This is a genomic window from Luteibacter sp. ME-Dv--P-043b (assembly GCF_030209605.1).
In the GTDB taxonomy this organism is placed as follows: domain Bacteria; phylum Pseudomonadota; class Gammaproteobacteria; order Xanthomonadales; family Rhodanobacteraceae; genus Luteibacter.
In genome coordinates this window covers 63,284-88,765 of the sequence record NZ_JARVRT010000014.1, presented here as the reverse complement: position 1 = coordinate 88,765, position 25,482 = coordinate 63,284, and the positions used below count along the sequence as shown (strand labels likewise).

Sequence of the window (25,482 nt, the reverse complement as noted above, 5' to 3'; positions counted from 1 at the left end):
GTCGTGCCCGTCAGAACTGCTTGGACCAGGAGTAGTCGGAGATGTAGATACCCAGCGGATTGAGCCGCAGTTGCTCGTCGTCGATATCGCTCGCGGGGGAGCGGGTCTCGACATTGAGCAGGGCCCTCATGCGGTAAGGCTTGCCCAGCAGCTCGCCCTGGCGCGAGCGCTGGGTTTCGATCCAGTCGACCTGCCAGGTGCTTGCCGTCTGCGGGATCGCCGAGGCGATCTCGACGTTCACCGTCTGCTTCTGCGCCCGCTTGAACGGATTGGTCTCGGGCGAGCCGTTCAGCCACGCGGTCATCTTCCGTGCCGCCGCACTGCCCGCGTCCATCAGCGCGTAGACCTTGAAGATGGCGCGACGCTGCATCGCGATATCCGGCGTGACGGTGCGCGCGTTGACGATGAAATCGGCCACCGAGGCGCGGATGACCCGCTGGTCCACCCGTGCCGCCTTGTCCGCCGGCGCCACGGCCATCGCTTCGCCCAGCTTGTTCACCTCGATGACATAGGGCACGAACTTGGACTGGCTGCCGATGTAGACCACCCCGCCGACCGCGGCGAGCACGATCAGCAGGGCAATCAGCGCCACGGCCTGCCACAGGGTGCGCGACGCGATCAGGCTGCCCACGTGGGAGTTCCAGGTGCGCCGCGCGTTGAGGTAGGGATGCGCCAGGCCCTTGCCGGACATCGGGCGTGGATGGGGCGTCTTGCTGGGCGTGCTCATGCGGGCGCTCCGTAGTCTTCCAGCCGCAGCCCCTTGAGCTGCAGCCAGGCATGTACCCAGGCCTCGCCGTGGCGATCCTCCAGGGCACGAATGGTGGCGATGGACTCGCGATCGGTATGGCCGATGAAGGCGAGCGCCAGCGGACCCAGCGCGAGTTCGTAGAGGCGCCTGCCCTGCTCCGACACGTAGTAGTAATGGCGTTTCTGCACCGCGGTGGCGAGGATCTCGATCTGCCGGGTGTTCAGGCCCATGCGCCGATAGAGCGCACTGGCGTCGTCGTCGCGGGCGAACGGATTGGGCAGGAATATCCGCGTCGCGGTGGATTCGACGATCACGTCGAGGATGCCCGAGCGGGCGGCGTCGGAAAGACTTTGCGTGGCCATGATGACGATGCAGTTGGACTTGCGCAGCACCTTGAGCCACTCGCGGATCTTCGCGCGGAACACCGGGTGGCCCAGCATCAGCCAGGCCTCGTCGAGAATGATCGCCGCGGGCTGGCCGGTCAGCGACGCCTCGATACGACGGAAGAGATACAGCAGCACGGGCAGGACGAAGCGGTCGCCCAGGTTGAGCAGGTCCTCGATCTCGAACACCGCGAACTCCGACAGGCGCAGGCCGTCCTGCGCCGCGTCCAGCAGGTGGCCCATGGCGCCGTCCGCGGTATAGACACGCAGTGCCTCGCGGATCGATTCGTCCTGGATCATCAGCACGAACTCCGACAAGGTCGTCGCGCCGGATTGCTGCATGGACACGATGGCGTTGCCGATCTCGTTGCGCTGCGCGGGGGTGGTCTGCACGCCGTTCAGGGCCAGCATGCTGTCGATCCATTCCACCGCCCAGGCGCGATCCGCCCGGGACGCCAGGAACTGCAGCGGACAGAAGGCCAGGGTCTCGTTGTCGCCGCCCACCTCGACATGCAGGCCACCGCAGGCCTTGGCCAGCGGAAACAGCGACAGGCCCTTGTCGAAGCAGTACAGCGACATGCCGCGATAGCGCCGCAACTGCGCCGCGATAAGGCCCAGGTGGGTCGACTTGCCCGAACCCGTGGGTCCGAACAGGAACGTGTGGCCGAGGTCGTTCACGTGCAGGTTGAGCCGGAACGGCGTCGCCCCCTGCGTGACGCACTGCATGAGCGGCGGCGACGCGGGCGGATACATCGGACACGGCGCCTCGGCCTGCCCGGTCCAGATGGTGGACGACGGCAGCAGGTCGGCGAGGTTGAGCGTATTGATCTGCGGGCGACGCACGTTCTCCACGCCGTGCCCGGGCAGGCTGCCGAGCAGCGCGTCCATGGTGTTGACCGTTTCCACGCGGGCGGCGAAACCGCGCGCGTTGATCGCTTTCTCGATCTGACGTACCGAGCGGTCCAGCCGCGCGCGGTCCTCGTCGGACACCACGACCACGCTGGTGTAGTAACCCTGGGCGACCAGGCCACTGTTGATCTCCGCGATGGCGGCTTCCGCGTCGTGCACCATCGACAACGCGTCGTAGTTGACCGAGCCCGAACTGGTCTGGAACACCTGGTCGAAGAAGCCGCGCACCTTCTGCCGCCACTTCTTGCGGAATTTCTCCATTTCCCGCAGGGCTTCGTGCGCGTCCATGAAGATGAACCGGTTGGACCAGCGGTAGGCACTGGGCAGCTCGGCCAGTGAGGTCAGGATGCCGGGGTAGGACTCCAGCGGAAACCCTTCGATGGCCACCACCTGCACGAAACGCCGGCCGATCCGCGGCGCCACGCCCGCCCATATTTCCTGGCCGCCCACCAGCGCGTCCACGTACACCGGGTTGGCCGGCAACGTGATCGGATGGTCCAGCCCGGTGACGCACAGCTGCAACCAGCGCAGGAAGTCGTCGTGGATCTGCTCGCGGCCTTCCTCGGTGACGTGGCGCCGGCCCTTCAGCCGGTCCATGCGGAACACGCCGGACAACCGGCCCTCGAAGCCACGGCACTCGCGCTGGAACTCGGCCAGCAGGCCATACGTACGCTCGGCCTTGCCGGCCACTTCGCTGTCGTCGTCGAACATCATCTCGACGAAGCGGCGCTGCGCCACCTGCGGCGGAAACCAGGTCAGCGTCATCACCAGGTAGCCCTCGTAGGTGGCGCCCAGGCTGTTGAACATCCGTCGGCGTTCCTCGTCGATGGCGGCCGAGACCGGATCGGGAAACGCCGAGCACGCCGCGTCGGCGTAATCCTGCGCGGGCCGCCGAACCGCATCCACGTGCAGGATCCAGCCGTTGCCCAGCCGCGCAAGCGCCTGGTTCACGCGCATGGAGGCCGTCTCGCGCTGTTCATCGGTACTGCTGGCAGCATCGTCGCCGGTGAAGATCCACGCTGCCATCAACGCGCCGTTCTTGCCCACCACCACGCCGTCGTCCACCACGGCCGCGTAGTTGAGCAAATCCGCCACGCCCTGGCCGTGCGGACGGTAGTGGCTGAGCTTGGGCTCCGCATCCAGCCGACGGATGCGGTACAGCAGCAGGATGACGAGCACGCCGACGATCGACGCCATGGCCGAGGTGATCCACGCCATCATCGGTACTGCGCCTCCTCGGCCGGGCCGTTGCGACGGAACGGCGTGGATCGCGCCGCATAGTAGGCCCGGTACCGGCGCTGGCGCAGGTACACCTTGCGCATCTTCGGGTCGGCCCGGGCCATCAGGCGGAACACCTGTACCGCACCGATCCACAGGGCGCCACCGAACACGGCGGCCTTCCATTCCTGCGCCGAGAAGACGAGCGCCGCCGCGAGCAACCCCGAAAACAGCACGAGTTCGCGGTCGCCGCCCATGAACAGGTTGTCGCGATTGCCGGCACGCCGGATGGGCACGGTACGGACGGCCATCAGGCGAAGCCGCGAGCGTACGCTGCCGACAACGGGGAACGTGCTTGAGTCGCGCCGGCGGACTTGCCCTGCCAGTTGCCGCCGAACATGGACACCACGGCTGTGGCCTGCACGATCACCGAGATCACCAGCACGAGGAACACCATGGTGCGCAGGAACCCGCTGATCTCGCCGCCGAAGATGAGCATGGCGCCGCAGGCCACGATGCCCACCAGCGAAATGATGAAGGGCACGGGACCGGTCAACGAGGTATAGAGCGAGCCCAGGCCTTCTTCGTAGGGCAGTGGCTTGGCATCCAGGGCGTGGGCAAGCTCCGGCAACGCCACCAGGAATACGAGGAGCAATGCGGGAACGATCAGCGATGGCGACGGGCAATGACGCGGGGTGGACGGGTTCATGGTTTTCCTTCGTTTCAAAGAGTGCGCAACAGGTAGCGGCCGTTCTCGTAGCCGTCCACGGCCACGATGTCCTGGACGCGACGGCCGCCGACGGTGCGGGCGATATGGACCAGCAGGTGCACCGCCTCGCCGATCAACGGCTCGATGAGTCGGGGCGCGTCGCGATGCATGCTGATCAGCAGCGACAGCCGCGACAGCCCGGCTTTCGCATCGTTGGCGTGCAGCGTGGCGGCGCCGCCTTCGTGGCCGGTGTTCCACGCCATCAGCAGGTCCAGCGCCTCGGGTCCACGCACCTCGCCCACCAGGATGCGATCCGGACGCATGCGCAGCGAGGTACGCAGCAGCCGGGTCATGTCGATATCGGGCGAGGTCCGGTACTGCACGAAGTTCTCCGCCATGCACTGGATTTCGCCGGTGTCCTCGATGATGAAGACGCGTTCGCGCTCGTCCAGCCTGACCATCTCGCGGATCACCGCGTTGATCAGTGTGGTCTTGCCCGAGCCGGTGCCACCGATCACCAAAATGTTGCGATGCCGACGTATCGCGTCCAGCAACAGGTCGCGCTGCGCGCACGTCATCGTGCCGGCCGCCACGTAGTCGTCGAAGCCGAAGATCGACACCGCTTTCTTGCGCAGGGCGAACGTGGGCGCGCGCACGATCGGCGGCAGCTGGGCGGCGAAGCGCGAGCCATCCAGCGGAAATTCGGACTCGAGCACCGGGTGCGCGCGCGTGATCTCCTTGCCGTAGTAGCCGGCGATCGTCTTGATCACCGCCTCCGACTGGCTTGGTCGCATGCTGCCGACGCAACGCATGCCTTCGCCCAGGCGTTCCTGCCAGAGCCGATGGTCCGCATTGAGCATGATCTCCACCGTGTCCGGATCGCCGAAGGCGTGCAGGAAGGCATCGCCCAGGTCGCGCCGCAGCTTTTCGCGTGCCCGTGCACGCACGACGGCAGAGGAGGCACCGCTCTGTCCGTGTTCCATCAGGCGGCCTTGTCGTGGTGGGCGACGTCGTCCTCCTGCTCGCAGGCCGAGCGCCAGGCGCGATGCAGGCCATGCAGCGGCAGGCTGTCCCACGACGAGGGCAACACGATGCGGCAACTGCCGCCGGGCCAGCTGACCCGCAGGCGGGTGCCGGGCATCGCGCCGCGCGTAAACACCTTGCTGCCCTGGCCGACCACGCCGACCGCCCGGCCGTCGTCGTCGTGCACCGATGCGCCGAACGGCAGGGGCGCACCGTCGGGAAGGCTGGCGTGGATCAGCACGGCCCGCGCCTGTTCCGTCGGGTAGTTCAGGCGCGCCATCGCGCCGGCCCGCGGCACCGCCACCTCGCTGGTGTTGTGCAGGTGGACGTCGTGCGACGCGCCACGCGGATCGATCGACACCTGGTTGATCTGATAGGGCTGCAGGCCGCGGATCACCGCGTTGCCGTGGCGATCCAGGCGCACCCCGGCGTGGCTTTCGATACGCGCGCCGGCGGCGCCGGGGGCATGCACGATCGCATTGGTCTCGCCCAGTTCCTGGGTAAAGGTGATGCCGTCGCGGTGCGCCACGACCGCGCCCGTGGCGCCGAGGGAATACTGGGTGGAGGCACCGCCCGCCCGACTGAGGCCGACCCGATAGGCGCCCGTCTGGCCGCGGTAGGCCAGGTTGGCGCTGCCGGTCTGCCGCGACGTGCCGGCGTCCGCCCCGGCACGGGTGGCCGCCAGGGCGTAGGTGAGGTCGTCGTGGCCGGCCAGCGGACCGTTGAGCGTGGCGGTCAGCGTGCTTTCGCGCCTGCCGCTTCCGGTATAGGACGCTCCCAGCGCAGGTGCACCGGTCGTGTGGCCCAGCGGCACGTTGAACGACACGTACAGCGTGGTGTCGGTGCGGGTACGCGTACGCGCATCGAAGGCCCCGGCCAGCGACGAACCGATGCGGGAGCGTTGCAGCGAGACGTTGTAGAACGCCTCGCGCAGCGAGCCCGCATAGGCGAGGGTGAAGTCGAGGTCCCGCGAGGATCGTCCCCAATAGTCCACCATGGAGCCGGTCAGCGACACGCGGCCGGTGCCCAGGTTCTGCCCGAGGTTCGCATCCAGGCGCCCGCGTTCGCCGGAAGGCAGCACCTCGCCCGTGCCATGCCGAAGCCGGCTGCGCCAGCGCGATGCGTCGGTGACGCCGAGGTAATCGCGGGTGGAGAAACGGTAGGCCGCGACGGCGAAGCTCGTGCCGGTTTCCCCGAGCGTGCGGCTGTAGCGCAGGCGCGTGCTGGTGCCGCGGCGGATGCGCTCGCGGCGCATGGCCGCGCGCGACGTCGTTACATCCAGGGCGACCGCGCCGACGGGCAGGTTCACGGCCAGGCCGACCAGACCCGAGGCATAGCTGTTGGAGACCGTGCCGCCGGTGTAGACGGTGCTGTTGACCGTGGCGCCGTACTGGAACGAGCCCTGGGCGACGAAGGGTGTATCCCGCACGGAGGCTTCGTCCACCTGCCCCGCCCACACGGCGAAACGCGTGGAGCCTTCGCGCAGCATCTGCGGCACGGCGGTGTAGGGCACCAGCGTGGTGCGGGTGCGACCGTCCGCCTCGGTCACGGTGACTTCCAGGTCACTGCCGTACCCGGTGGGATAAAGGTCGTCGATCTCGAACGGACCCGGCGCCACCGTGCTGCTGTGGATGATGTAGCCGTTCTGGCGCACGGTCACCTGCGCGTTGCCCTCGGCCACGCCGCGGATCACCGGCGCGTAACCCCGCTGGGACGCAGGCAGCATGCGCGGGTCGCTGGCGATGCCGATACCGCGAAGGCGCACGCTGTCGAGGATCTCGCCCGGCGTATAGGTCTCGCCCACGGTGAGTTGCGCGCGCAGGTCTGTCAGGTCGTGCTGCGCGTGGACCAGCGTGTTGCGCCAGGCCGACCGTCCGTCCGCCATGTCGAGGCCGCCGCTCTGGCGCAGGCGCCAGCCGCCCAGGTTGACACCGGCCTGGAGGCCGACATACGTGGCCGTCGAGCGACGGCCGGCGGCGCGTACGTCGTAGCGGTTGGCGTTGTAGTTGAGCATGGCGGCGTTTTCACCCGCGTCCCACAGCTCGGGCGCGACGTAGCCCCGCGCGCGGGAGGCGAGGAAGGCCTGGGGCAGACTGATGCGCAGCACCTGGTCCGCGTCGTCGAAATCCGCCTTGGCGCCAGGAATCCTCCGCTCCAGCGGTGCGCAGGCGTCTTCGGTGTCCGTTGCCGCCGAGGCCGGCGCACCCGTATGCCGCTGGAGCTTTTGCGGGTCGAGCCCCAGCCTCAGCAGCAGGCTTCGGTCCAGGCATGGCGTGGCTCCGTCGTTGCCTGCCACCACCCGGAACGGCACCTCGAACTGGCCGGGCACCGCGTCGCCGTTGAGCAGCACGCGCGGCTGGTAGAGGCCCGGCAGGGTGACGTTACCGCGCTCGAAGCGCGACAGGTCGATGGCGCCGGCGGCAGAGTGGATGAACTCGGGATTGAAGGTGGCCTGCGGCACCGCCGGGTCCAGCGACGCGCCCTCCGCATGGGCGCAGCCGGCCAGCGCGAAGGCGACCGCAAGCGGCCGCCGGGGCAGCCAGGTAGGGCAGGTGGCATGTTTCATCGCGCGTCGATCGTCGTGCTGTGGGCGACGAAACCACCGTAATCGTTGATGCTCTGGTAGTGGATATCGAGTCGGCCCGGCGGGAGCGCCTTCGGCAAGGGCGGCGTCACCGAGGCATGCGGCGCGATGGACAGCGGCTCGGCCTCGACCTCACCGCTTGGCGTGGTCAGGCGCAGCTCGTTCAGGGCAACGTAAAAAGGACTGCCATTGCTCACGGCAAGCGTGCCCTCGGGCGACCGGGTCCAGGTCAGTGCCTCGGCGGCGCGTGCCGGCGAGCCCTTCAGGCCCTTCGGTCGATAGAAGAGTTTCAGCCGGTAGCGAAAGGCCAGCTGCATGGTGTTGCCCTCGCTGCCGTCGGCCGCCTTGGGCGGCACCTCCAGCACGTTCAGCCAGAACTGCGATTCACGATCCTCCGGCAGCGTGCCGTCGGTGAAGGCGATGCGCAGCGTCTGCGACCGGCCGGATTCCACGCGCGCGATGGGCGGCGTGAGGTTGAAGGGCACGTCGACATGCTCCGGCGTCGAGCGCGCATCGCCGTCGTCGATCCAGGCCTGGGTCAGCACGGGCAGCGATCCCTTGTTGGTCAGCCGGACCGATATCTCGCGATCGCCCGCGTTGTAGATATAGCGCGTGGCATTCATGACCACCCCCGCGGAGGCGGGTACGGCGGCGACCAGCAGCAGCGCCAGCAGCGCGCGCGCCAGCCCCGCGACATTCCGTTTCGTTGCTTCCATGACGGGCGTTCCTTCGGGTGAGCCGTTCGACCGCCGGGCGTGCCCGGCGGTCGAGTTCCTTGCTTACTGTTCGTAGCGGATCGTATAGGTCACCGAACTGTTGGCGCCGCCGGCCACGACGGTGCCTGTGCGCTCGTAGGACGCCGAATAGGCCAGCACGGCCTGGTTGTCGGAAACGGTTTCCTTCACCCCGTCCTGGGTGTCGCTCCAGATGTCGATGGCCTTGCCGTTCTTGTCGAACAGGCGGACCTGCACACCCGACGCGCCACCGCTGGTCTTCAGGGCGCCGGTGAGGGGATCGACCGTGGAACCGGTGTCGTAGGTGGCCCACACCCGGGTGCCGTTGGCGCAGGTGGTCTCGCCGGCCTTGCCGATGTAGATGCGATAGCCGGTGTTGCCCGTGGTGGTGCCCACGTCACCGAAATCGGCCGCGTTCACCGAGCCGATGTTCACGGTGAAGTCGGGGCCGCTGCCCGGCGCACCACCGTCGACGGTGCAGGTGACGTTGGTGATGGCGCCGGTGAAGGTGATGGTGCCGGTGGAGGCGAAAGCCGATGGCGCGGCAAGCCCGGCGATCAGCAGCGCGGAAGCGATAGCTTTGAGGTTCATCCGATTAACCCTTTGTATGACTTGAGAAACGGCCCCGGAGGGTCGTCGGCAGGAGGAGACACGGGTCACCCCCGCGCATCACGCAGCCGAGCTCGACTACGCGAGCGCAACAAGAATTCTGTACGAATCCCCCGCCCAGCCATATGGAATAAACCTCAAAAATCCGAGTTTTTTCCTACCCCCTTCTCAGCTATCAAGCCCTCGATTGATCAGATTTCTCATTACAAGTGGCTTTGAAGTGCGCTGCTGCTCACTCAGCCGCCAATCTTGCGCAGCGGCTTGCCACTCATCAGGTTGCGTTCGATCTGTTCCAGCGTCACGCCCTTGGTCTCGGGGACCAGGAAGAACGTGACCGCGATGAACACCGCGTTGAGCGCGGCGTATAGCCAGAAGGTCGGCGCATTGCCGATGCCGCTGAGCAACGACAGGAACGTCGCGCCAACGATCATATTGGTCACCCAGTTGGTGAAGGTGGACGCGGCGATGCCGAAATCGCGTCCCTGCAACGGCTGCACCTCGGAACACAGCGTCCAGATCAGCGGCCCGGCGGACATGGCGAAGCCCACGATGAACAGCAGGAGCATGCCCACGGTGAAGAACTGCTCGCCGCGGGAATGGATGCCCAGGCTCATCATCGTGCCGACCACACCCAGGCCCACGGCCATGATGGTGAAGCCTGCATAGAGAATGGGCTTGCGACCCAGACGGTCGACGAAGGCGAACGCGATCAGGGTGGCCAGCACGTTGGTCAGGCCCACGGCGGCGGTGAACCACATCTGCGCGTGGGTGTCGTAGCCCATGTCCTTGAAGATGCGCGGCGCGTAGTACATCACCACGTTCATGCCGGTGAACTGCTGGACGGCCTGCAACAGCACGCCCAGGCCGACCGAGCGGCGGAAGTTGGGGTTCTGCCCGAACATGCTCCAGCCGTGCTGGCGGGTTTTCAGCTGCTCGTCGATATCGGCGATCTCGTTCCGGACCACCGCCGCGTCCCCGCGCAGCTTCGCCAGCACGGCCTGCGCGTCCTCGCGGCGGCCACGCATCAGCAGCCAGCGCGGGCTGTCAGGCAGGAAGAACAGCCCGATGAGGAACAGCACGCCCGGTGCGGCGATGATCCCCAGCATCCAGCGCCAGTTGCCGCTGGCACTGAAGGCGGTGTCGGAGAGGAAGGCCAGCAGGATGCCGGTGGTGATCATCAGCTGGTAGGTCGAGATCATGGCGCCGCGCACCTTCTCCGGCGCCACCTCAGCCAGGTACAGCGGTGCGGTGAAGGTCGCCACGCCGATGGCGATGCCCAGGACGAAACGCGCCACGAGCAGGATCTGGGGCGACCCGGCCACCGCACAGAACAGCGAGCCGGCAATGAAGACGACGCCGGCGACGATCAGCGAGCGCTTGCGACCCAGCGATGCCGACATCCAGCCCGCACCCAGCGCACCGATCGCCGCGCCGCCCATCATCGAACTCACGATCCACTCGATCATGTGGTCGGTCACCTTGAAGTCGGCCTGGATGAACTGGGTGGCACCGGAGATGACGCCGATGTCCAGGCCGAACATCAGCCCGGCCAGCGCCGCCAGGATGCAGGTGGTGACGATCGCCGCCCGGGGGTGGGCAGCGGCGGCCTGTCGTTCGAGCGGGGCGTCCATGGGCGGGCATCCTTCGGTGAGGGGAAAGGGCGACCGCATTGGATGCCTAGACATGTGTTCGAGTGGTGTGCAGCGCGTGCGGCCGGGGTGACGAGCAGTCCCCCGGTGCGGTGCGATGCGAGGTGCGATGCAGGCTGTGTTAGTTTGGGCCGTGAAGACTGCGCGATGGCTACCTTGACCGACCGAATTCCCAACGAGTCCCCCGACGATCCCACCGTGACGACGCGCGATGCGGCCGAGTTGCTGGGGGTGTCCGTGAGCACCGCTCAGAAGTGGATCGAGGGGGGCGCGCTGCCCTCGTGGAAGACGCCCGGCGGCCATCGCCGGATGCGGCGCAGCGCCGTGCTGGCGTTACTGGAAGAACGCATGGCGCCCCCGGGCGAGTCGCCCGCCACGCTGCCGGACGAACTGCGCCCGGCGCGTCATCCGGATTACCCGGTACACGCCGACGAGGCCCGGCGATTGCGCGCGCTCGCCCGCTCCGGCCTGCTGGACACGGCGCAGGATCCGGCCTTCGACCGCATCACCTGGCTGGCGTCACGGATCGCGGGGGCGCCCACGGCGGCCATCGCCTTGCTGACCTCGCGCCGGCAGTGGTTCAAGTCGCGCCAGGGCCTGGAACTGGACGAAACCCCGCGCGGATGGGCGATCTGCAGCCACGCGGTGCTCGGCAACGGGCTGTTGCTGGTCGAGGACGCGCGTCGGGACGATCGCTTCCGCAGCAATCCCCTCGTCCTGGGCGAACCGCATATCCGCTTCTACGCGGGGCAGCCCCTGCGCGGTCCGGACGGTCACGTGCTGGGCACCCTGTGCGTGTTCGGCAACGAACCGCGGGGCCTGAGCATCATCCAGGCGGACGGCCTGCGTGCCCTGGCGGCCCTGGCCGAGGACGAAATCCGCCTGCACATGATCGAACACGGCCGGCGCTGGCAGACCCCATCCACGCCGAGCGATATCCCGCCCCCGCCGAGCGATACCCCGCCCGACTGACGCCGCCTGGTCGCATGCGTCAGGCCAGTTCGGCCACCGCGCGACGGACGTTGTCGATACCGCCGGCCTGCTGCGTGGTCGCCACGGCCACGTCGGACACGCGCTCCAGCAGCGTGCCCACGGAGGTCAGGATGTCGCGCATGGCCGCGCCTGCCTCGCCACTGCGGGCGCTGCCCTCACGCACCCGCTCCAGCGTGCCGTCGATGAGTTCGCGGATGTCGCGTGCGGACTCTGCGCTGCGCTGCGAGAGCATGCGCACCTCGTTCGCCACCACGGCGAAACCCTTGCCGTGGATACCCGAACGCGCCGCCTCGATGGAGGCGTTAAGCGCGAGGATATTGGTCTGGAACGCGATGTCGTCGATCATCGCGATGATTTCCGAGATGTCGCGCGCACCGGCCTGGATCGCCGACATCGTGGCGATGACCGCGTCCACCATGGCGCCGCCGTCCACCGCCGAGCGGCTGGCTGCGTTGGCCAGGTTGTTGGTCGCGCGGGCCTGCGCCGCGATAGCCGGCACGGTATCGGCCAGCTCGGCCAGGGAGGCATGCAGGGTGCGCGAGGCACGCGTCTGTGCGGTCACGTCGGTGGCGTACTTGACCACCTTGAACGGGCGCCCGGACATGTCGAAGATCGGGTTGTAGCTGCCCTGTATCCATACCTCGCGGCCGTGCCGGTCCACGCGGCGGTACAACGCCGAGTCGTATTCCCCGCGCCCCAGTTTCTGCCAGAAGGCCAGGTAATCGGCGCCTTCGCGATCGGCGGCATCGACGAACATGCGGTGGTGCTGGCCGACCACCTCGTCGCGGGTATAGCCCATCGTGGTGAGGAAGTTGTCGTTGGCCTCGAGAATCGTGCCATCCAGCGTGAAGCTGATGACGGCCTGTGCCTTGTCGATCGCCGCCAGACGGCCTTCCATGTCGGCGGCACGCAGGCGCTGCTGGGTCACGTCGGTGGCGAACTTCACCACCTTGACCGGCCGGCCGAAGGCGTTGAGCACCGGGTTGTAGCTGGCCTGTATCCAGACCTCGCGGCCGTCCCTGCCCCGGCGCCGATAGAGACCGACATCCGGCTTGCCGGCCGCCAGCCGGGCCCAGAACGCGGCGTAGTCGGGCGACGCGGCGTCCTCGGCCTCGACGAAGATGCGGTGGTGGCGGCCCACGATGTCCGCCGGCTCGGCGTAGCCCAGGGCCTCGACGAAGTTGCGGTTGGCATCGAGGATGGTGCCGTCCAGCGCGAATTCGATCACCGCCTGCGTGCGGTCCAGCGCATCCAGCTTGCCCCGCAACCCCGTGCGCGACTCCCCGACGACCCGGCGCATGCCGGCGAACAAACCGATGGCCATGATGGCGTTATCCCCTGGTGAACTCTCGAACATCCTTATCGACGATCGCGAGGGGCCGCTGAACACCCACTGCCGGAAACGCACAGCGATTCCGCGGAACGCTTACTCCACCACACCGATGCCCAGCTCGCGCGAGTCGGCGCGGCCGCGGTCGTCGACCACGCGCACCAGGAAGCGACCGGTGCGCTCCGGCGCCCACATCAGGCTCTGGCCGCTCGGCACACTACCCAGGTAGGCATCGTCCACGAACCAGTACAGCGTGCGTGACGCGCCGTCGGCGGTGGCGGTGAAGGCCACCCGCTCGCTGCCCAGTCGCGATACCCGGATCTGGTAGGTGCTGCCTTTCAGCGGCGAGGTGATTTTCGGCGGATCGCCCGCCAGCTGGCCACCGCCCTGGCAGTCCGGCAGCGCCGGCGGTGTTCGCCGCGGCATGCCGGCCTGGGCGAACACGCGGGCCAGGTCGGAGGGCCAGTATTCGTAGACGTCGGTGCGTGTGCGCGCCGGATCGTAGGGAGGGCACGCCGGCTTGCCCGTCGCCGTATCCACAACCACGGGCCGGTGCACGGTGCTGAGCCGGATGGGTGATTTGCCGGGAATGAACCAGGTGCTGCCGACCTGCGGACACCAGGCATTGGGCAGGTCGCCGCTGGCCAGGCAGACGGCCACCCGGCGCAGGTTGGGCGGATTGCGCCGCACGGGCTCGACCATGCGCGGACGCTCGGCGCGCAGCGCGTCGGCGATACGGAAGAACAGCGGCGCGGCGGCATCCACGCCGATGAAGGCGGGGTTGCCCGCGCCGTCGAAGTTGCCGATCCATACCACCAGGACATAGGGCCCGAAACTGCCGGCCGTCCAGGCATCGCGGAAACTCCACGACGTGCCCGTTTTCCAGTACACCGGCAGGCGCGAAGGCTGCGCGGCCACGGCATCGTCCGGCCGCGGGTTCTGCCGCAGCATGTCCATCACCATGAAGCTGGCTTCCTCGCTGAGCACGCGGGTGCCCTGGGTCCGTGGCTGCGCCGCCAGCGTGCGCAACGGCCGCAGCTGGCCGCGGTTGGCCAGCATGGCGTAGAGCCCGGACAACTCCTGCATGGTCACTTCTCCGCCACCGAGCACCAGCGCCAGCCCGTAGTGTTTCTCGCTGGCCATGCGCGAGATGCCGGCGTCGTGCAGGAACTGGTACAGGTTAGGGCTGGCCAGTCGCGCGGCGATCTGCACGGCAGGGATGTTGCGGCTGCGGATGAGCGCCTGCGTGGCGGTCACCGGCCCCAGGAAATGGCCGTCGAAGTTCTCGGGCGTGTACGGCCCGAACGCGGACGGCACGTCGCGCAGCACCGTCTCCGGATGCAGCAGCCCCTGGTCGAAACCCAGGGCGTAGATGAACGGCTTCAGCGTGGACCCCGGGGAGCGCTTGGCCTGCGTACCGTTGACCTGGCCCTGGATCGACGCGTCGGCGTAGTCGGCCGAGCCGACCATGGCCTTGATCCCCATGTCGCGCGTATCGACCAGCAGCGCCGCGGCGTTGCGGATGCCACGCTCGCCGCCGCGCGCCACGTACTGGCGCACCTGCCGCTCCAGGCTGTGCTGCAGGCCAAGGTCCAGCGTGGTCACCACGCGCATGTCGTCGTCGCCGTCGAGCCGGCGCTCCGCCAGCACCTGCTCGACGAAGTGCGGTGCCTCGAACGGCAGGCGCGAGAGCGGGCGCAGGGCGAACGGCAGCGCGAACAGCGGCTGCATGGCGGCATCCGCCGGATGCGTCGTCACCCAGCGTGCAAACAGCCGGTCGCGCGATCGGCGCAGCGCGGTGTCGATGACGGATGCGCCACCGGCGCTGCCGGGTACGCCACGCGAGGGTTCCTGCGGAATCACGGCCAGTGTCAGCGCCTCGGGCAGGGTGAGGCGCGCGGGTGGCTTGCCGAAGTAGGCGAGGCTGGCGGCGCCGACGCCTTCCACGTTGCGGCCGTAGGGCGCCGCATTGAGATACGCCTCGAGGATGTCGTGCTTGGAATATTGCAGTTCCAGCTGCAACGCGCGGGCCACCTGCACCAGCTTGCCGGCGGGGCGGCGCGTGTCCAGGTGCCAGATCAGCCGCGCCAGCTGCATGGTCAGCGTGGACCCGCCCTGCGGACTGCCGCGACGTACGTAGGTCACCCAGGCGCCACGCACGATGCCCCATGCGCTCACTCCCGGGTGCCAGCGGAACCAGCGGTCCTCGTGCAGCAGCACGCCGTCGACCAGCTCCGGCGCGATGTCCCGCAACGGCACCCATAGCCGATAGCGGTCGTCGCTGGCCAGGGTCAGCCGCAACAGCCGCCCGTCGGCGTCGTAGACCGCCGTGGACGAGGGCAACCACGCGCGCAGCGGCTCGTGCGGCCAAAGACGGCAGGTGACCGGCACGGCCGCGACCAGCAGCAACGCCACGAGGACGTTGTGCCAGCCGACCCGGCGCAGCCGGTGCATCAGACGCATGCGGGCGCCGGCTCAGTGAACGCAGCGGCGCACCGCATGCGCACCGCTCACGGTTTGGCCGTAACGGTCAGCGTACCGCCGCCGGGTGCCCGCCCTTGGGTACCGCGGTCGTACAGCGACTCGGCAAACACCGGCGGGATCGTGAACCGGCCAGCATTGGTCGCCTTGATCCGATAGACGAACTCCTGCACGTCCGTGCTGGCACTGCCGTAGACCACCACGCGATCCTCGCGCACGTCGGCGTAGTCCGGCTTCCAGGTGGATTCCGGGTTACCGATCGGCGAGCGCCAGGCTGGCGTGTCGTCACCGTCGCCTTCGCCCTCGGCGTCCGCCGGGCCGTCGCCGCTGTCGGCGTCCGTGGCCTCCGTGGCGTCGCCGTTGTCTGCGGTCGTCGTGTCCTCGTCGGACGAAGGCGCGGGCGTTGCGGCATCGGCGGGTGGCGCCGTCTGCAGCACCGGCTCGAAGCCGCCGGGCAGCAGGTCCACGATGGCGACGTCGTACACCGAGGCGTTGGTGGTGGAGCGGATGCGCACATGAACGTCGATCTCATCGCCCGTGGCCAGGCTGTCGATCGCCTTGCCCTTGGTGTCGGTGTAGCTGCGGGTGATCTCCAGGCCGTCCTTGCGCGTGTCCGTCGACGGCTTGCGATCGAAGCCACCCTGCGCCACGCCGTACCACGCGGCGTTGTCGCCGTCGTTGACCAGGCGCAGGCGCTGTGCCGCGGCCGGCCAGTGCGCATCCAGCAGCACGCCGCGCGGCGTACCGATCGGCGTGACGGTGCCATTGGCGACCACCGAGCCGATCGACAGCTTGCCGACGTCGCCACCGGTCTCCTTCGCCCAGGCATCGAGCGCCAGGATGACCATGCCGGAGGACAGCGTGTTGTAGTGGCCCTTGGCCAGCGGCCGCACCAGCGCGTCGAGGGTTTCCGGCGGCAGCGACTTCGCCTGATCCGGGAAGTGCTTGGCCAGCAGGTACAACACCGTGGCGTCGCGGACCGGGGCGTCGTAATAGTCCGCGTAGCTGTACGCCTCGTCGGCCGGCTTGCGGCCCAGCAGGCGTCGCGGCTGGGCCATCAGGTCGGCGGCGAGCCGGTCCTGGTGCAGCAGCTGGTAGGACGCGGCCAGCCACGCCGCGGCCAGGTCGCCCTTCCACACCTTGGGATACGCCTCTTCCAGGCGCCGTTGCACGGCGGCCAGATCGTTGGTGGTGACGTTGCCCTGGCGCGTGAGCAGGTAGACCGCGTAGGCGCGCTGGCGCATCTGCGCCAGCGTGTCGCCGCTGTCGTCGGCCGCGATCTGCCGCAGCGCGTTGTCCGCGGCGGACAGCATGTCGCGCGGCACGGCCACGCCGCGGTCGGTCGCCTCGATCAGGTAGTGCACGGCGTAGTCGGTGACGAAGGCCTGCGTGTCCGGCGTGGCCGTCCACAGGCCGAAGCCACCCTGCCCGTTCTGGCGGGCGCGCAGCACGTCGAACAACGCAGCCACCGGGTCGGCCGGCGGCGCGGTGTCGCCCTGCATGCGGGCCGGCTTCACGTCGCCGAACTCCGGACGGTTGCCGAGGATCAGCGCCGGCATCGCCGCGCTGATGACCTGCTCGGTGCAGTAGTGGGGGAAGTCGACCAGGTAGGCCGCCAAACCGCGGGCCAGCACCACCGGCACCGAGGAGAACGCCACGTCGCGTCGCGCGTATTCCGCGTGCATGTCGCGCAGCGGCGCCACATCGGCACGGCCGTGCGCATCCACGCGACCGAAGGCGAGGTCGGTGCGCATGGCCGACGCCGGCCTGACCGAGAGATCCACCGACTGCTTCGCCGACTTGCCGCTGGCCGCGGCGGTGAAGGTCAGGTTGCCGGAGCCGAGCGTGTCGGTGGCGCGTACGCGGAAGATCGCCACGCCCTCGCGCATCTCGGCCAGGCTCAGCGTCTTCGAGGCGTCGCCGACCAGTTGCAGCTGCGGGCCCGTCTTCAGGGTGACCGCCACCGGCACGGACTTGCCGCCCAGGCCCGTGAGGTTGTTGGCTACGCCGACGCTGATCTCGGCTTCGTCGCCGGGTGCCAGCGTGGTCGGGACGTTGGGCGAGAGGACGAAGTCACCGCGGACGGTGGTCGCGCCCTCGACGCTGCCGATGGTTTCCGGCGACACGCTGATCGCCATGACGCGCAACTTGCCGTTGAAGTAATCCGGCACCTTGTAGGTCAGGTCTTTCGCGCCGTCCACATCGACGATGCCCGACCAGTACGCCACCGGTTTGTCGCGCTTGCGCTTGAACGGGTTGAGCTGGCGGCCGATGGCACCGTCCGCGTCACCGCCGGGTGCCGCCATCGTCATCAGCTTCTGGAAGTCCGGGATGATCAGGTCCAGGATCTGCGAGGTGGACACCTCGAGCATGCGCTTGCGGAAGAAATACTGCAGCGGATCGCCCAGCTTGTAGTGGGCCACCTGCAGGATGCCTTCGTCCACGGCGAACACCACCGCACGCGTGGGCCTGGGGGAGGTGACGTGGAAGGTCACGGTGTCGCCCGGTTTCACCAGCGCCGGGGATTCCACCGCGATGGCGTTGCGCCGTGCGTCCATGTTGACCGAGAAGGGCACCACGCCGAATGACAGCGGGCTCATGAAGATCTCGTCGGACGACGGGTCGCGCACGTACTGCACGTTGATGTAACCGTTGCCCTCGAAATCGGCCGGCACGGTGATGTGCTGCACGCTGCTGGTGGCGTCGGCATGGAACCACGCATGCGCGTACACCTTGTCGCGCTCGATGGTGATCAGGCCACTGCCCGCGTACGGCGCACGGATGGCGATATCCACCGCTTCACCCGGCGCATAGTCCTTCTTCGACAGGGTGAGCTGCAGTTCCGCGTTCCGCTCCAGCGAACGCGACACGTTGCCCTCGCCCGCCACGGACCAGCCCACGCGGTTGACCTCCTTGCCCTGCGCATCCTTGACCACCAGCGCGAAGGTGCCCGGCTTGTCCGTGGGCAGCGGAACATCCAGCCCAGCGGCGGGAATCGCCAGCGGCGTTTCGGAGATCACCGTCTCGCGTGCCTTCGATTCGTACTTGAAGACACCGGAATCCTGTTTCGTCAACACCGAAACGAAGCGGGTCTCGACGATCGCCTGCTTCAACCCGTTCAGGGCCATCCGCTTCGCCGTGGGATCGATGGCCACCAAGTTGACCGTGCGCGTGGCGTCACGGCTCACGTAATCCAGGTTGTCGACGGCCTTGTAGCCGACCAGCCAGTCGTTGGACGACACCATTCCCTGCGTGGCGGCGGCGACACTGCGACCGCCTTCCGCTTCATAGGCCTTGGCGAGGAAATACAGCTGATAGGTGGCATCGGCGTAGCGCGACAGGTCCAGCGCGAACTCGGCATGGCCCTTGTCGTCGGTCTTGGCGTCGGCCAGCTTTTCCTCGAAGCCCTCCTTGGCCCGGCGGATATCGTAGAAGTGGTAATCCTTGTAGCTGGGGAAGGACGGATAAGCCGGGCGCAGGGTCAGCGAGCCTTCGACGCGACGATCCGCCGCCGGCGTGCCGAACAGGTTCTGCACGTCGACCATCGCCTTCAGCTGCGAGGGCTTGACCCAGCCCTCGGCCACCGCGGTGGAAAGCTTTGCCGAAACCTTCATGCGGTCCGGCTGGAATTCCTTCACCTGCACCGTGGTGCTGCCGATCTGCGAATACGGCTTGCCGTCCTTGGCGATGTAGAGATTGACCGTCCAGTTACCGGTGGGCGAGGTCTCGGCCGTGGTGTGGTCCAGCTCGGCAAAGCCGGCCGCATCCATGGACACCGCCTGCTGCGCCACGGTGGTGCCGCGCGGGTCGACCACCTCGGCGATCAGCGGCATGCCGGCCACGCTGCGCGTCCAGCTGTTGGCGCGCACGATCATGCCGATGTGGAAGAGATCGCCGGGACGGTAGATGCCGCGGTCGGAGAAAAGATAACCGGACAGCTGGCCCTGGCTGTGCGCGTTGGGCTCGCCGCCGATGTCGAAGCGCGAGAAATCCAGGGTGCGGTCATACGTGCTGACCGGCAGGAACGACAGGTCCTCACCCTGGCGCACCACGTACATCGCCGGCGCCTTCTCCTGCGTAAAGCCCTTGAGATTGGCGAAGTGGGCGAGGCCATCCGCGCTGGTGGTCTGGGTGAACAAGGTGCTGCCGTTCCTCGCGATCACCGCCACCGAGGCGCCGCCGACCGGCGCGCCGCTACGAATGGACTGCACGAAGATGTCCTGGCTGCCGTCCATCGACTTCTTGGCGATGACGCCGAGGTCGGTGATGACCACCAGGCGCTCGTCCTTCGGCCAGTCGTAGGGCGCGTGGCTGGCGGCGTCGTCCCTGGCCGCTTCGGCGGCCGCCGCATCGGCATCGGCGCCGGCGTCGCGCGCGGCCGCTTCGCGTGCCGCCTTCACCCGGCGCTCGCGGGCTTCCCTCTCCGCCTTCTCGTCGTAGCCGGACAACTTGAGCAGGAACACGCCACGCTTGCCGGCGGCGAGGTACTGGCCCAGGTCGACCCCTTCATAATGGGCCTTGCCCGGTTCGTCCTGCGGGAAGGACACCTTGCTGACGAAACGCTCGACGATGTCGTCCGGCGTGAAGCCGTACATCTCCGGTTTGGTGTAGCTGCCCTGGTTGAGCGACACCAGGTGCTGCAACTGGTCGGGCAGCACGCGGCCTACCTCTACGCGCATGCCGGGGATATTGCGCGAGACCACGGATATCCGCTTGTCGCCGCTGAGCGACAGCAGCGAGCCGTCGGCCATGAAACGCAGCAGGCGCGGGTAATCGGGCACGGTCAGCAGTTGCGCCTGCGGTGCGGCCATGAGGTAACCGCCGAACGCGCTCATGCCCTTGTCCACGCGCACGTAGATGCGCTGGCCGGGCTGGGCGTGGTAGCGGAAGCTCTGCGTCGCCGACCAGTCGGTCTCCGTCGGCACGATGTCGGGCTTGAGCGCGGTGAAACCGCGCAGGTCGGCCTCGCCGATACGCGACACGTCACCGTATTTGTCGTCGTCGGGCACCAGCCAGGCATGCAGGCGCTTGCCCAGTTCGGCATCGCTCACCGGGCCGCCGAAGTTCATCACCACCACCTGCTCGGGCTCGAAGCGGGCGTTGTCCACCAGCGTGGCCGTCATCTCGTCCAGCTTCAGGCTGTACAGCCCGGGGATGCGCACCGAGGTCTCCAGTGCCTTCTGCGTACCGTCGCCACCACGGCTGCTGCGTGCGCCGTCGTCCAGTGTCAGGCCGACGGAGCCGTCGTCCCGCGGCAGTTGCAGCGGCTGCGAGTGGACGAAGGCGTTGAGGCGGTGCTCGTCGTAGGTCACCGAGAACTTCAGGTCGCTGCCGCGCTTCTGATTCTTCTCGCGCAGGTCGAGGGAAAGGCGTTTCTCGAGCTGGGCCGAATCCACCGGATAGTTGAAACCCAGTTGTACGATGGTCTTCTTGCGCGTGGGGTCCTGCGGGTCCTGGTAGAACTCGCTGTGGACGACGCGCGCGGCGAAGGGCGCGGTGGACACGCTGAAATGGTCGTCGGCCAGTACCGCCTGCGGCGCGAACACCCTGGCCTTGTCGAAGCTGACCTCGATCTTGCGGCCCACGGGCCAGTCGCCGGCGGGCGTGAAGGTCAGCACGCGGTCGCTTTCCCACTTCCACTGGCCGGGCAGTTTCGGGTCCATCGCGATGCCGTCGGTCACCGGCTTGCCCAGCGACTCCAGTCGTGCGGCCGAGCCGGAGAAGGTCACCGTCAGCGGATGGATGGTGGCGGGGACATGCTCGTAGTCGCTGATGACCGGCGCCGGCGCTTCGAACGTGATGCGGTTGGGCTCGGCCGGTTTCGGCCGGTTTTCCCACCAGTGCCAGCCGAACCAGCCCCCCGCCGCGACCACCAGCACGGCGGCCACGATGGCGGTGAACGCCAGCGGACGGCTGCGCGCGGCCTGGCCGGTGGCGGGAATCCAACGCGGTGCCGACCAGGCCATGTCGCCGAACACGGGGCGAAGCAGGCGGCCGAGCAGCCAGAAGAGGCCACGCACCAGGCGCACGGGCAACATCACGATGAAACGAAGCAGATCCATGGTTCCCTTCCCATCCCTTGCATGAGTGACGGCAGCCCAGCCCGTAACGGCGGATACGCCCCTGCCCGCGCGCCGCGAAGGCGGCGCGCCGGGTGTCCTACGTGATCCCTGATCCATCCTGCGCGTGCCCGATGACACCGCCGCGACCGGATTCTGGCATAACGGCGCCTGCGTTCGGGCGTTTGTCGGGCAACATGCCAATACGGGCAGCGTGGCAATAGGATAATTCTGAAAAAACGAGCGCATTCGTGCGGGCGTGACGATGTTCACGACCAGCGCGTGCGCTCCTATCGTGCGTAAAAGCCTTACGTTATGGTGCCGCCGTCCGCTCGCACATGAGCGGACGGTGCGACTGCACGGATGTCAGCCGGGCCGCCATGGACAATCCGCGCCGGGGGAGCAAGGCGACGCGCGGACAGCGACGGTGAATAACGATGAGCGAGCGCGCCACCCTTCCCTTCGACCGCGCCCGCTGCGCGGACGAGCCGGATTTCCGTGAACTGGCGGAGGTCGCCCCGATCCTGATCCGGCGCACCGGCGCCGATCGCCACGACGACTGGTTCAATCGAACCTGGCTCGACTTCACCGGTCGCTCGATCGCCGAGGAAGCAGGCAGCGGATGGATCGACGGCATCCACCCGGAAGACAGGGACCGGCACGCCGCCGTTGTTGCCCGTGCCTTCGACGCGCGCGAACCGTATGCACTGGACTACCGGCTGCGTCGGCGCGACGGCAGCTATCGCTGGATCGCCGCGAAGGGTGAGCCCCTCACGCGCCACGGCGTGTTCGCCGGTTACTGCAGCAGCGGCACGGACATCACCGAGCATCGTGATGCGCAGCACAGCCAGCGCGTGCTGATCAACGACCTGAACCACCGCATGAAGAACACGCTCACCGTGGTGCAGGCCATGGCCGAGCAGACCTTCCGCGAGGATCGGCCGATGGCCGACGCGATCGCCTGCTTCGGCGGTCGCCTGCGCGCGCTGGCCTCGATGCAGGACCAACTGGTCGCCAACGCCTGGGAAACGGTTCCGCTGCGCGACCTCGTCGCCACCACCTGCGCCCCGCTCGACCCCGGCGGCGGGCGCATCCGCCTGGAAGGGCCCTGCCTGGTCGTGAGCGCGGAGATGGCGGTCACCCTGACGATGGCGCTGCACGAGCTGTTGACCAACGCGGTCAAGTACGGCGCGCTGTCCAACGACACGGGCCGGGTCGCGATCACCTGGCGGACATGCATGGAGGCCGGCGGCCAGCGCCTCCGGCTGGTCTGGAAGGAACGGGGCGGCCCGGCCGTGAGTGTCCCCGTCGGGCGCGGCTTCGGCAGCCGCTTCATCGAACGCTGCCTCGGTGGCGAGGCCGGCGATCGCTCCACGCTCTGCTTCGAGGCGGATGGGGTGCGCTGGGCGCTCGACACCGCGCTCAGTGCGTGATGTCGATCTTGACTGCCGTGCCGTCGGGCAGGTCCTGCATCTGTTGCAGGACCGAGCCGGTCAGTTCGAAATGCTCGATGGCCGGCACGGGGTTGAGGTTGTCGACGGTGTACTCGCCCTCGGCGAAGATGGGCAGCGTGACGTAGGTGTAGCACTCGCCTTCGGCGCGTATCTTGCCGGCCTCCAGCAGCGCTTCGACCAGCGACGGCAGCAGCCATTCGTCCGCGATCTCCTCGCGCAGCAACTGGTTGAAGCCCGGCACGCTCTCGGCCACGCGCTCGAGTTCGGCGGTGCCGGTGTTGAGCCAGAAGATGCCGCCCTCGTCCGCCTCGTAGAACAGGTCGCCCAGGGCGGTGAACAACAGCGGGGTATAGCCGTCGCCGATGCGCCACGCCCAGGATTCGGCCAGTGCGTCGATGGCATCCTTGTCGGGCGTGCAGATGAGGTCGTTCCAGGTGAGGGCCATGGGGATGGGCCTTGCGATCGGTGGGGGACGGCACAGTTTACGCCCCCGGCATGGCTCAGTCGCCCGCCCCCGCGATTACGGCCCTGACGAACGCCGCCCGCGCGAGCGCCTCCGCATCGCTGGTCGCGACGGGCCATGCGGCCAGCTGCACGATGACCAGTTCCCGCGCCGGATCGACATGGAGCAGCTGGCCGAAGATGCCGATGCCCGCATAGCCGCCGTCGTCGTAGGTCCACCATTGGTAGCCGTAGCCCCGACCGGGTGCGCCGATGTCGGCATGCTTCGCCGTGGCGTCCGCCAGCCAGCCGTCGTCCAGCACCTGCCGTCCACCCGCCCTACCGCCATCGAGGAGGAACTGGCCGAAGCGCGCGTAGTCGCCCAGCGTGGCCGACACGCCGGAGCCACCGGCTTCCGTCCCGTCCACATCGTCCTTCAGCCAGAACGCGTCGCTGCCCATGCCATACGGCTCCCAGACCTTCTCGGCGAGGTACGCGGCCAGCGTCCTGCCGGTGGCACGCGTGACCAGGATGCCGACCAGATCGGTTTCGCCGGTCTTGTAGACCCACTGCTGCCCGGGCGCGAACTGGCGCGGCAGCGCGGCCATGTACGAGACCAGCAGGGGCACGCCGGGCTGGCGCGTGCCTTCGTACATGCGCGCGACATCCGAGGCGGGATCGGCGTAGTCCTCGTTCCAGCGCACGCCGGAGGTCATGGTCAGCAACTGGCGCACGGTGACGTCGCGGTACGCACCCGCGGCCAGTTCCGGGAGGTAGCGGATGACCTTGTCGTCCAGGCCGTGGATGGCCCCGTCGTGCAGGGCCGCGCCGACCAGCGTGGCGGTGAACGACTTGGCGACCGAGAACGACGTCCATCGCGTGGCGGGCCCGGCACCCAGGCCGTAGCGCTCCAGGCGCACCTTGCCGTGCTGGACCACCATGATGCCGGCCACGTGGTGGTCGGCCATGTAGCGCTCGAGCGTCGTGCCGTCGGCGAAGCGCGGATGCAGCGGCGTGCCGGCAGGCAGCGGATACGGTGTGCCGTGGTGGACGACGTTGCTTGCGTAATGGGTATCCATCGCCCGGAAGGCGGCTTCGCGCTGCGGCTGGTTCCAGAACAGCACATCGGTGCGGCGGGCATGCGGCACGGCGCATGCCCCCAGGGCCAGCAACAGCCCGCCCAGGCCGACCCGCCGCAGGCAGCGGGTCACGCCACGCCCCGGGTGCGACGACGACGCAGCTCGAAGCCACCCAGCGCCAGCGAGGCGAGGACGAACGGGCCCAGCCCGTAGATGACCCGGTAAGCGAGCAGCGCCGCGAGCACGGTGGCGCGTTGTTCCTGCGGGAACGCCGCCAGGGTCAGTGCCTCGAAGGCACCGATGCCCCCGGGCGTGTTGCTGATGATGCCCGCGAGGATGGCGCCGACGTAGATCGGCGCGAAGTCGAGGAAGCTGCCGGCGATATCGACGGGCAGCAGCAGGTACATGGCGGCGATGGCGGCGATCATTTCCAGCGTGCCGATGGCGATCTGCGCGCCGGCGGAGCGCGCGGACGGCACCGGGGTGGAGAACTTCCACAGGGTCAGCTCGTCGTGCTTGCCCGCCAGCCAGCGCAGCAGGACGACGAAAAGGATCACCAGCGCGACACCCGGCCAGCGCCCCCAACCGTGCGCGATGGACGGTTCGAGCAGCAGCGCGATCGCGGTGACCGAGGCGAAGCCCAGGGCCACCGCGAAGCCGACCAGGCCGACCACGCGCGCCACATCGGCCGCGCCCACCCCGCGTGTGGACAACATGCGATAGCGCAGCGCCGTCCCCGTGATGGCATGGAAGCCCAGGGCATTGCAGATGGCGTGCGTGGTGGCACCGGAAAAGAGCTTCATCCGCATCGGCACCCGGCCTGGCACCACCGTCTCCACGGCGAACACGTCGTACGCGGTGAGGCAGCCCCAGCTGACCAGCGTGGCGCCGATGGATGCCACGACATGCCAGCGCGGGATGCGCTCGAGGGCCGCACGGATGTCGTGCCACGACATCCGTGCGATGTAGCGGTGCAGCAGGAAGGCGGCCACGCCCACGAACGCCGCCGCCAGCAGGTACTTGGCCGCGCGGCGGGTGGCGTGCTTCGGGGGTGGTTCGTTGTGGGTGTGCGTCACCGC

17 protein-coding genes are annotated in these 25,482 nt (G+C 68.3%); 2 read left to right on the top strand and 15 right to left on the bottom strand.

Annotated features, from left to right (window positions below):
• Window positions 1–10: 10 nt before the first annotated feature.
• From QRN34_RS08880 to QRN34_RS08840, 9 genes are all read right to left on the bottom strand, one after another.
• A complete protein-coding gene (locus QRN34_RS08880) occupies window positions 11–727 on the bottom strand; it encodes a VirB8/TrbF family protein (protein ID WP_285403894.1) in 717 nt (238 codons plus the stop codon).
• Complete coding sequence (locus QRN34_RS08875) at window positions 724–3,261, bottom strand: VirB4 family type IV secretion/conjugal transfer ATPase (RefSeq protein WP_285403892.1); 2,538 nt, start codon at window positions 3,259–3,261, stop codon at window positions 724–726. Before QRN34_RS08875 ends, QRN34_RS08880 begins: the two co-directional genes overlap by 4 nt.
• Window positions 3,258–3,569, bottom strand: coding sequence for a conjugal transfer protein TrbD (locus QRN34_RS08870; RefSeq protein WP_285403890.1), 312 nt, complete (start codon window positions 3,567–3,569; stop codon window positions 3,258–3,260). Before QRN34_RS08870 ends, QRN34_RS08875 begins: the two co-directional genes overlap by 4 nt.
• Window positions 3,569–3,967, bottom strand: a complete 399-nt coding sequence (locus tag QRN34_RS08865) for a TrbC/VirB2 family protein (RefSeq protein WP_285403888.1) — start codon at window positions 3,965–3,967, stop codon at window positions 3,569–3,571. The genes QRN34_RS08870 and QRN34_RS08865 overlap by 1 nt, the downstream gene beginning before the upstream one ends.
• A gap of 14 nt (window positions 3,968–3,981) precedes the next feature.
• Complete coding sequence (gene trbB, locus QRN34_RS08860; protein ID WP_285403886.1) at window positions 3,982–4,950, bottom strand: P-type conjugative transfer ATPase TrbB; 969 nt, start codon at window positions 4,948–4,950, stop codon at window positions 3,982–3,984.
• Window positions 4,950–7,556: a fimbria/pilus outer membrane usher protein gene (locus QRN34_RS08855; protein WP_285403884.1), complete on the bottom strand. Its 2,607-nt coding sequence runs from the start codon at window positions 7,554–7,556 to the stop codon at window positions 4,950–4,952. Before QRN34_RS08855 ends, trbB begins: the two co-directional genes overlap by 1 nt.
• Window positions 7,553–8,290, bottom strand: coding sequence for a fimbria/pilus periplasmic chaperone (locus tag QRN34_RS08850; RefSeq protein WP_285403882.1), 738 nt, complete (start codon window positions 8,288–8,290; stop codon window positions 7,553–7,555). Before QRN34_RS08850 ends, QRN34_RS08855 begins: the two co-directional genes overlap by 4 nt.
• 63 nt (window positions 8,291–8,353) lie before the next feature.
• The gene (locus tag QRN34_RS08845) at window positions 8,354–8,899 is read right to left on the bottom strand and encodes a fimbrial protein (protein ID WP_285403880.1); all 546 of its coding nucleotides are present in this window, start codon (window positions 8,897–8,899) and stop codon (window positions 8,354–8,356) included.
• 254 nt (window positions 8,900–9,153) lie between these two features.
• Window positions 9,154–10,548 (bottom strand): sugar porter family MFS transporter, encoded by a 1,395-nt coding sequence (locus tag QRN34_RS08840; RefSeq protein ID WP_285403879.1) that lies wholly within the window; start codon window positions 10,546–10,548, stop codon window positions 9,154–9,156.
• 165 nt (window positions 10,549–10,713) lie between these two features.
• Here QRN34_RS08840 and QRN34_RS08835 point away from each other — a divergent pair, with 165 nt between their 5' ends.
• A complete protein-coding gene (locus tag QRN34_RS08835; RefSeq protein WP_285403878.1) occupies window positions 10,714–11,538 on the top strand; it encodes a helix-turn-helix domain-containing protein in 825 nt (274 codons plus the stop codon).
• Window positions 11,539–11,557: 19 nt separating this feature from the next.
• Here the strand turns inward: QRN34_RS08835 and QRN34_RS08830 are convergent, their stop codons facing one another.
• The 3 genes from QRN34_RS08830 to QRN34_RS08820 all read right to left on the bottom strand — a co-directional run bounded on the left by QRN34_RS08830 (window position 11,558) and on the right by QRN34_RS08820 (window position 21,432).
• Window positions 11,558–12,883 (bottom strand): methyl-accepting chemotaxis protein, encoded by a 1,326-nt coding sequence (locus QRN34_RS08830; RefSeq protein WP_285403876.1) that lies wholly within the window; start codon window positions 12,881–12,883, stop codon window positions 11,558–11,560.
• Window positions 12,884–12,985: 102 nt separating this feature from the next.
• Window positions 12,986–15,352 carry a penicillin-binding protein 1C gene (gene pbpC, locus QRN34_RS08825; RefSeq protein WP_285403874.1) on the bottom strand — a complete coding sequence of 789 codons (2,367 nt, stop codon included), beginning with the start codon at window positions 15,350–15,352 and terminating at the stop codon, window positions 12,986–12,988.
• Window positions 15,353–15,399: 47 nt separating this feature from the next.
• Window positions 15,400–21,432 carry an alpha-2-macroglobulin gene (locus QRN34_RS08820; protein WP_285403873.1) on the bottom strand — a complete coding sequence of 2,011 codons (6,033 nt, stop codon included), beginning with the start codon at window positions 21,430–21,432 and terminating at the stop codon, window positions 15,400–15,402.
• Window positions 21,433–21,866: 434 nt separating this feature from the next.
• Between QRN34_RS08820 and QRN34_RS08815 the strand changes: the two genes are divergently transcribed.
• Window positions 21,867–22,862 carry an HWE histidine kinase domain-containing protein gene (locus QRN34_RS08815; RefSeq protein ID WP_285403871.1) on the top strand — a complete coding sequence of 332 codons (996 nt, stop codon included), beginning with the start codon at window positions 21,867–21,869 and terminating at the stop codon, window positions 22,860–22,862.
• On the opposite strand, the gene QRN34_RS08810 is transcribed toward QRN34_RS08815, so the two are convergent.
• From QRN34_RS08810 to QRN34_RS08800, 3 genes are read right to left on the bottom strand one after another with little or no spacing between them, the layout of a single operon-like run.
• Complete coding sequence (locus QRN34_RS08810) at window positions 22,852–23,328, bottom strand: T6SS immunity protein Tdi1 domain-containing protein (RefSeq protein WP_285403869.1); 477 nt, start codon at window positions 23,326–23,328, stop codon at window positions 22,852–22,854. The two genes, QRN34_RS08815 and QRN34_RS08810, sit on opposite strands and share 11 nt — an antisense overlap.
• Before the next feature lie 55 nt (window positions 23,329–23,383).
• Window positions 23,384–24,535, bottom strand: coding sequence for a serine hydrolase (locus QRN34_RS08805; protein WP_285403867.1), 1,152 nt, complete (start codon window positions 24,533–24,535; stop codon window positions 23,384–23,386).
• Window positions 24,532–25,479, bottom strand: coding sequence for a YbhN family protein (locus QRN34_RS08800; RefSeq protein ID WP_285403865.1), 948 nt, complete (start codon window positions 25,477–25,479; stop codon window positions 24,532–24,534). Before QRN34_RS08800 ends, QRN34_RS08805 begins: the two co-directional genes overlap by 4 nt.
• Window positions 25,480–25,482: the final 3 nt, after the last annotated feature.

Coding starts and splice junctions, on each gene's coding strand:
- QRN34_RS08880 (WP_285403894.1), bottom strand. CDS start 727: ATGAGCACGCCCAGCAAGACGCCCCATCCACGCCCGATGTCCGGCAAG.
- QRN34_RS08875 (WP_285403892.1), bottom strand. CDS start 3,261: ATGATGGCGTGGATCACCTCGGCCATGGCGTCGATCGTCGGCGTGCTC.
- QRN34_RS08870 (WP_285403890.1), bottom strand. CDS start 3,569: ATGGCCGTCCGTACCGTGCCCATCCGGCGTGCCGGCAATCGCGACAAC.
- QRN34_RS08865 (WP_285403888.1), bottom strand. CDS start 3,967: ATGAACCCGTCCACCCCGCGTCATTGCCCGTCGCCATCGCTGATCGTT.
- trbB (WP_285403886.1), bottom strand. CDS start 4,950: ATGGAACACGGACAGAGCGGTGCCTCCTCTGCCGTCGTGCGTGCACGG.
- QRN34_RS08855 (WP_285403884.1), bottom strand. CDS start 7,556: ATGAAACATGCCACCTGCCCTACCTGGCTGCCCCGGCGGCCGCTTGCG.
- QRN34_RS08850 (WP_285403882.1), bottom strand. CDS start 8,290: ATGGAAGCAACGAAACGGAATGTCGCGGGGCTGGCGCGCGCGCTGCTG.
- QRN34_RS08845 (WP_285403880.1), bottom strand. CDS start 8,899: ATGAACCTCAAAGCTATCGCTTCCGCGCTGCTGATCGCCGGGCTTGCC.
- QRN34_RS08840 (WP_285403879.1), bottom strand. CDS start 10,548: ATGGACGCCCCGCTCGAACGACAGGCCGCCGCTGCCCACCCCCGGGCG.
- QRN34_RS08835 (WP_285403878.1), top strand. CDS start 10,714: ATGGCTACCTTGACCGACCGAATTCCCAACGAGTCCCCCGACGATCCC.
- QRN34_RS08830 (WP_285403876.1), bottom strand. CDS start 12,883: ATGGCCATCGGTTTGTTCGCCGGCATGCGCCGGGTCGTCGGGGAGTCG.
- pbpC (WP_285403874.1), bottom strand. CDS start 15,352: ATGCGTCTGATGCACCGGCTGCGCCGGGTCGGCTGGCACAACGTCCTC.
- QRN34_RS08820 (WP_285403873.1), bottom strand. CDS start 21,432: ATGGATCTGCTTCGTTTCATCGTGATGTTGCCCGTGCGCCTGGTGCGT.
- QRN34_RS08815 (WP_285403871.1), top strand. CDS start 21,867: ATGAGCGAGCGCGCCACCCTTCCCTTCGACCGCGCCCGCTGCGCGGAC.
- QRN34_RS08810 (WP_285403869.1), bottom strand. CDS start 23,328: ATGGCCCTCACCTGGAACGACCTCATCTGCACGCCCGACAAGGATGCC.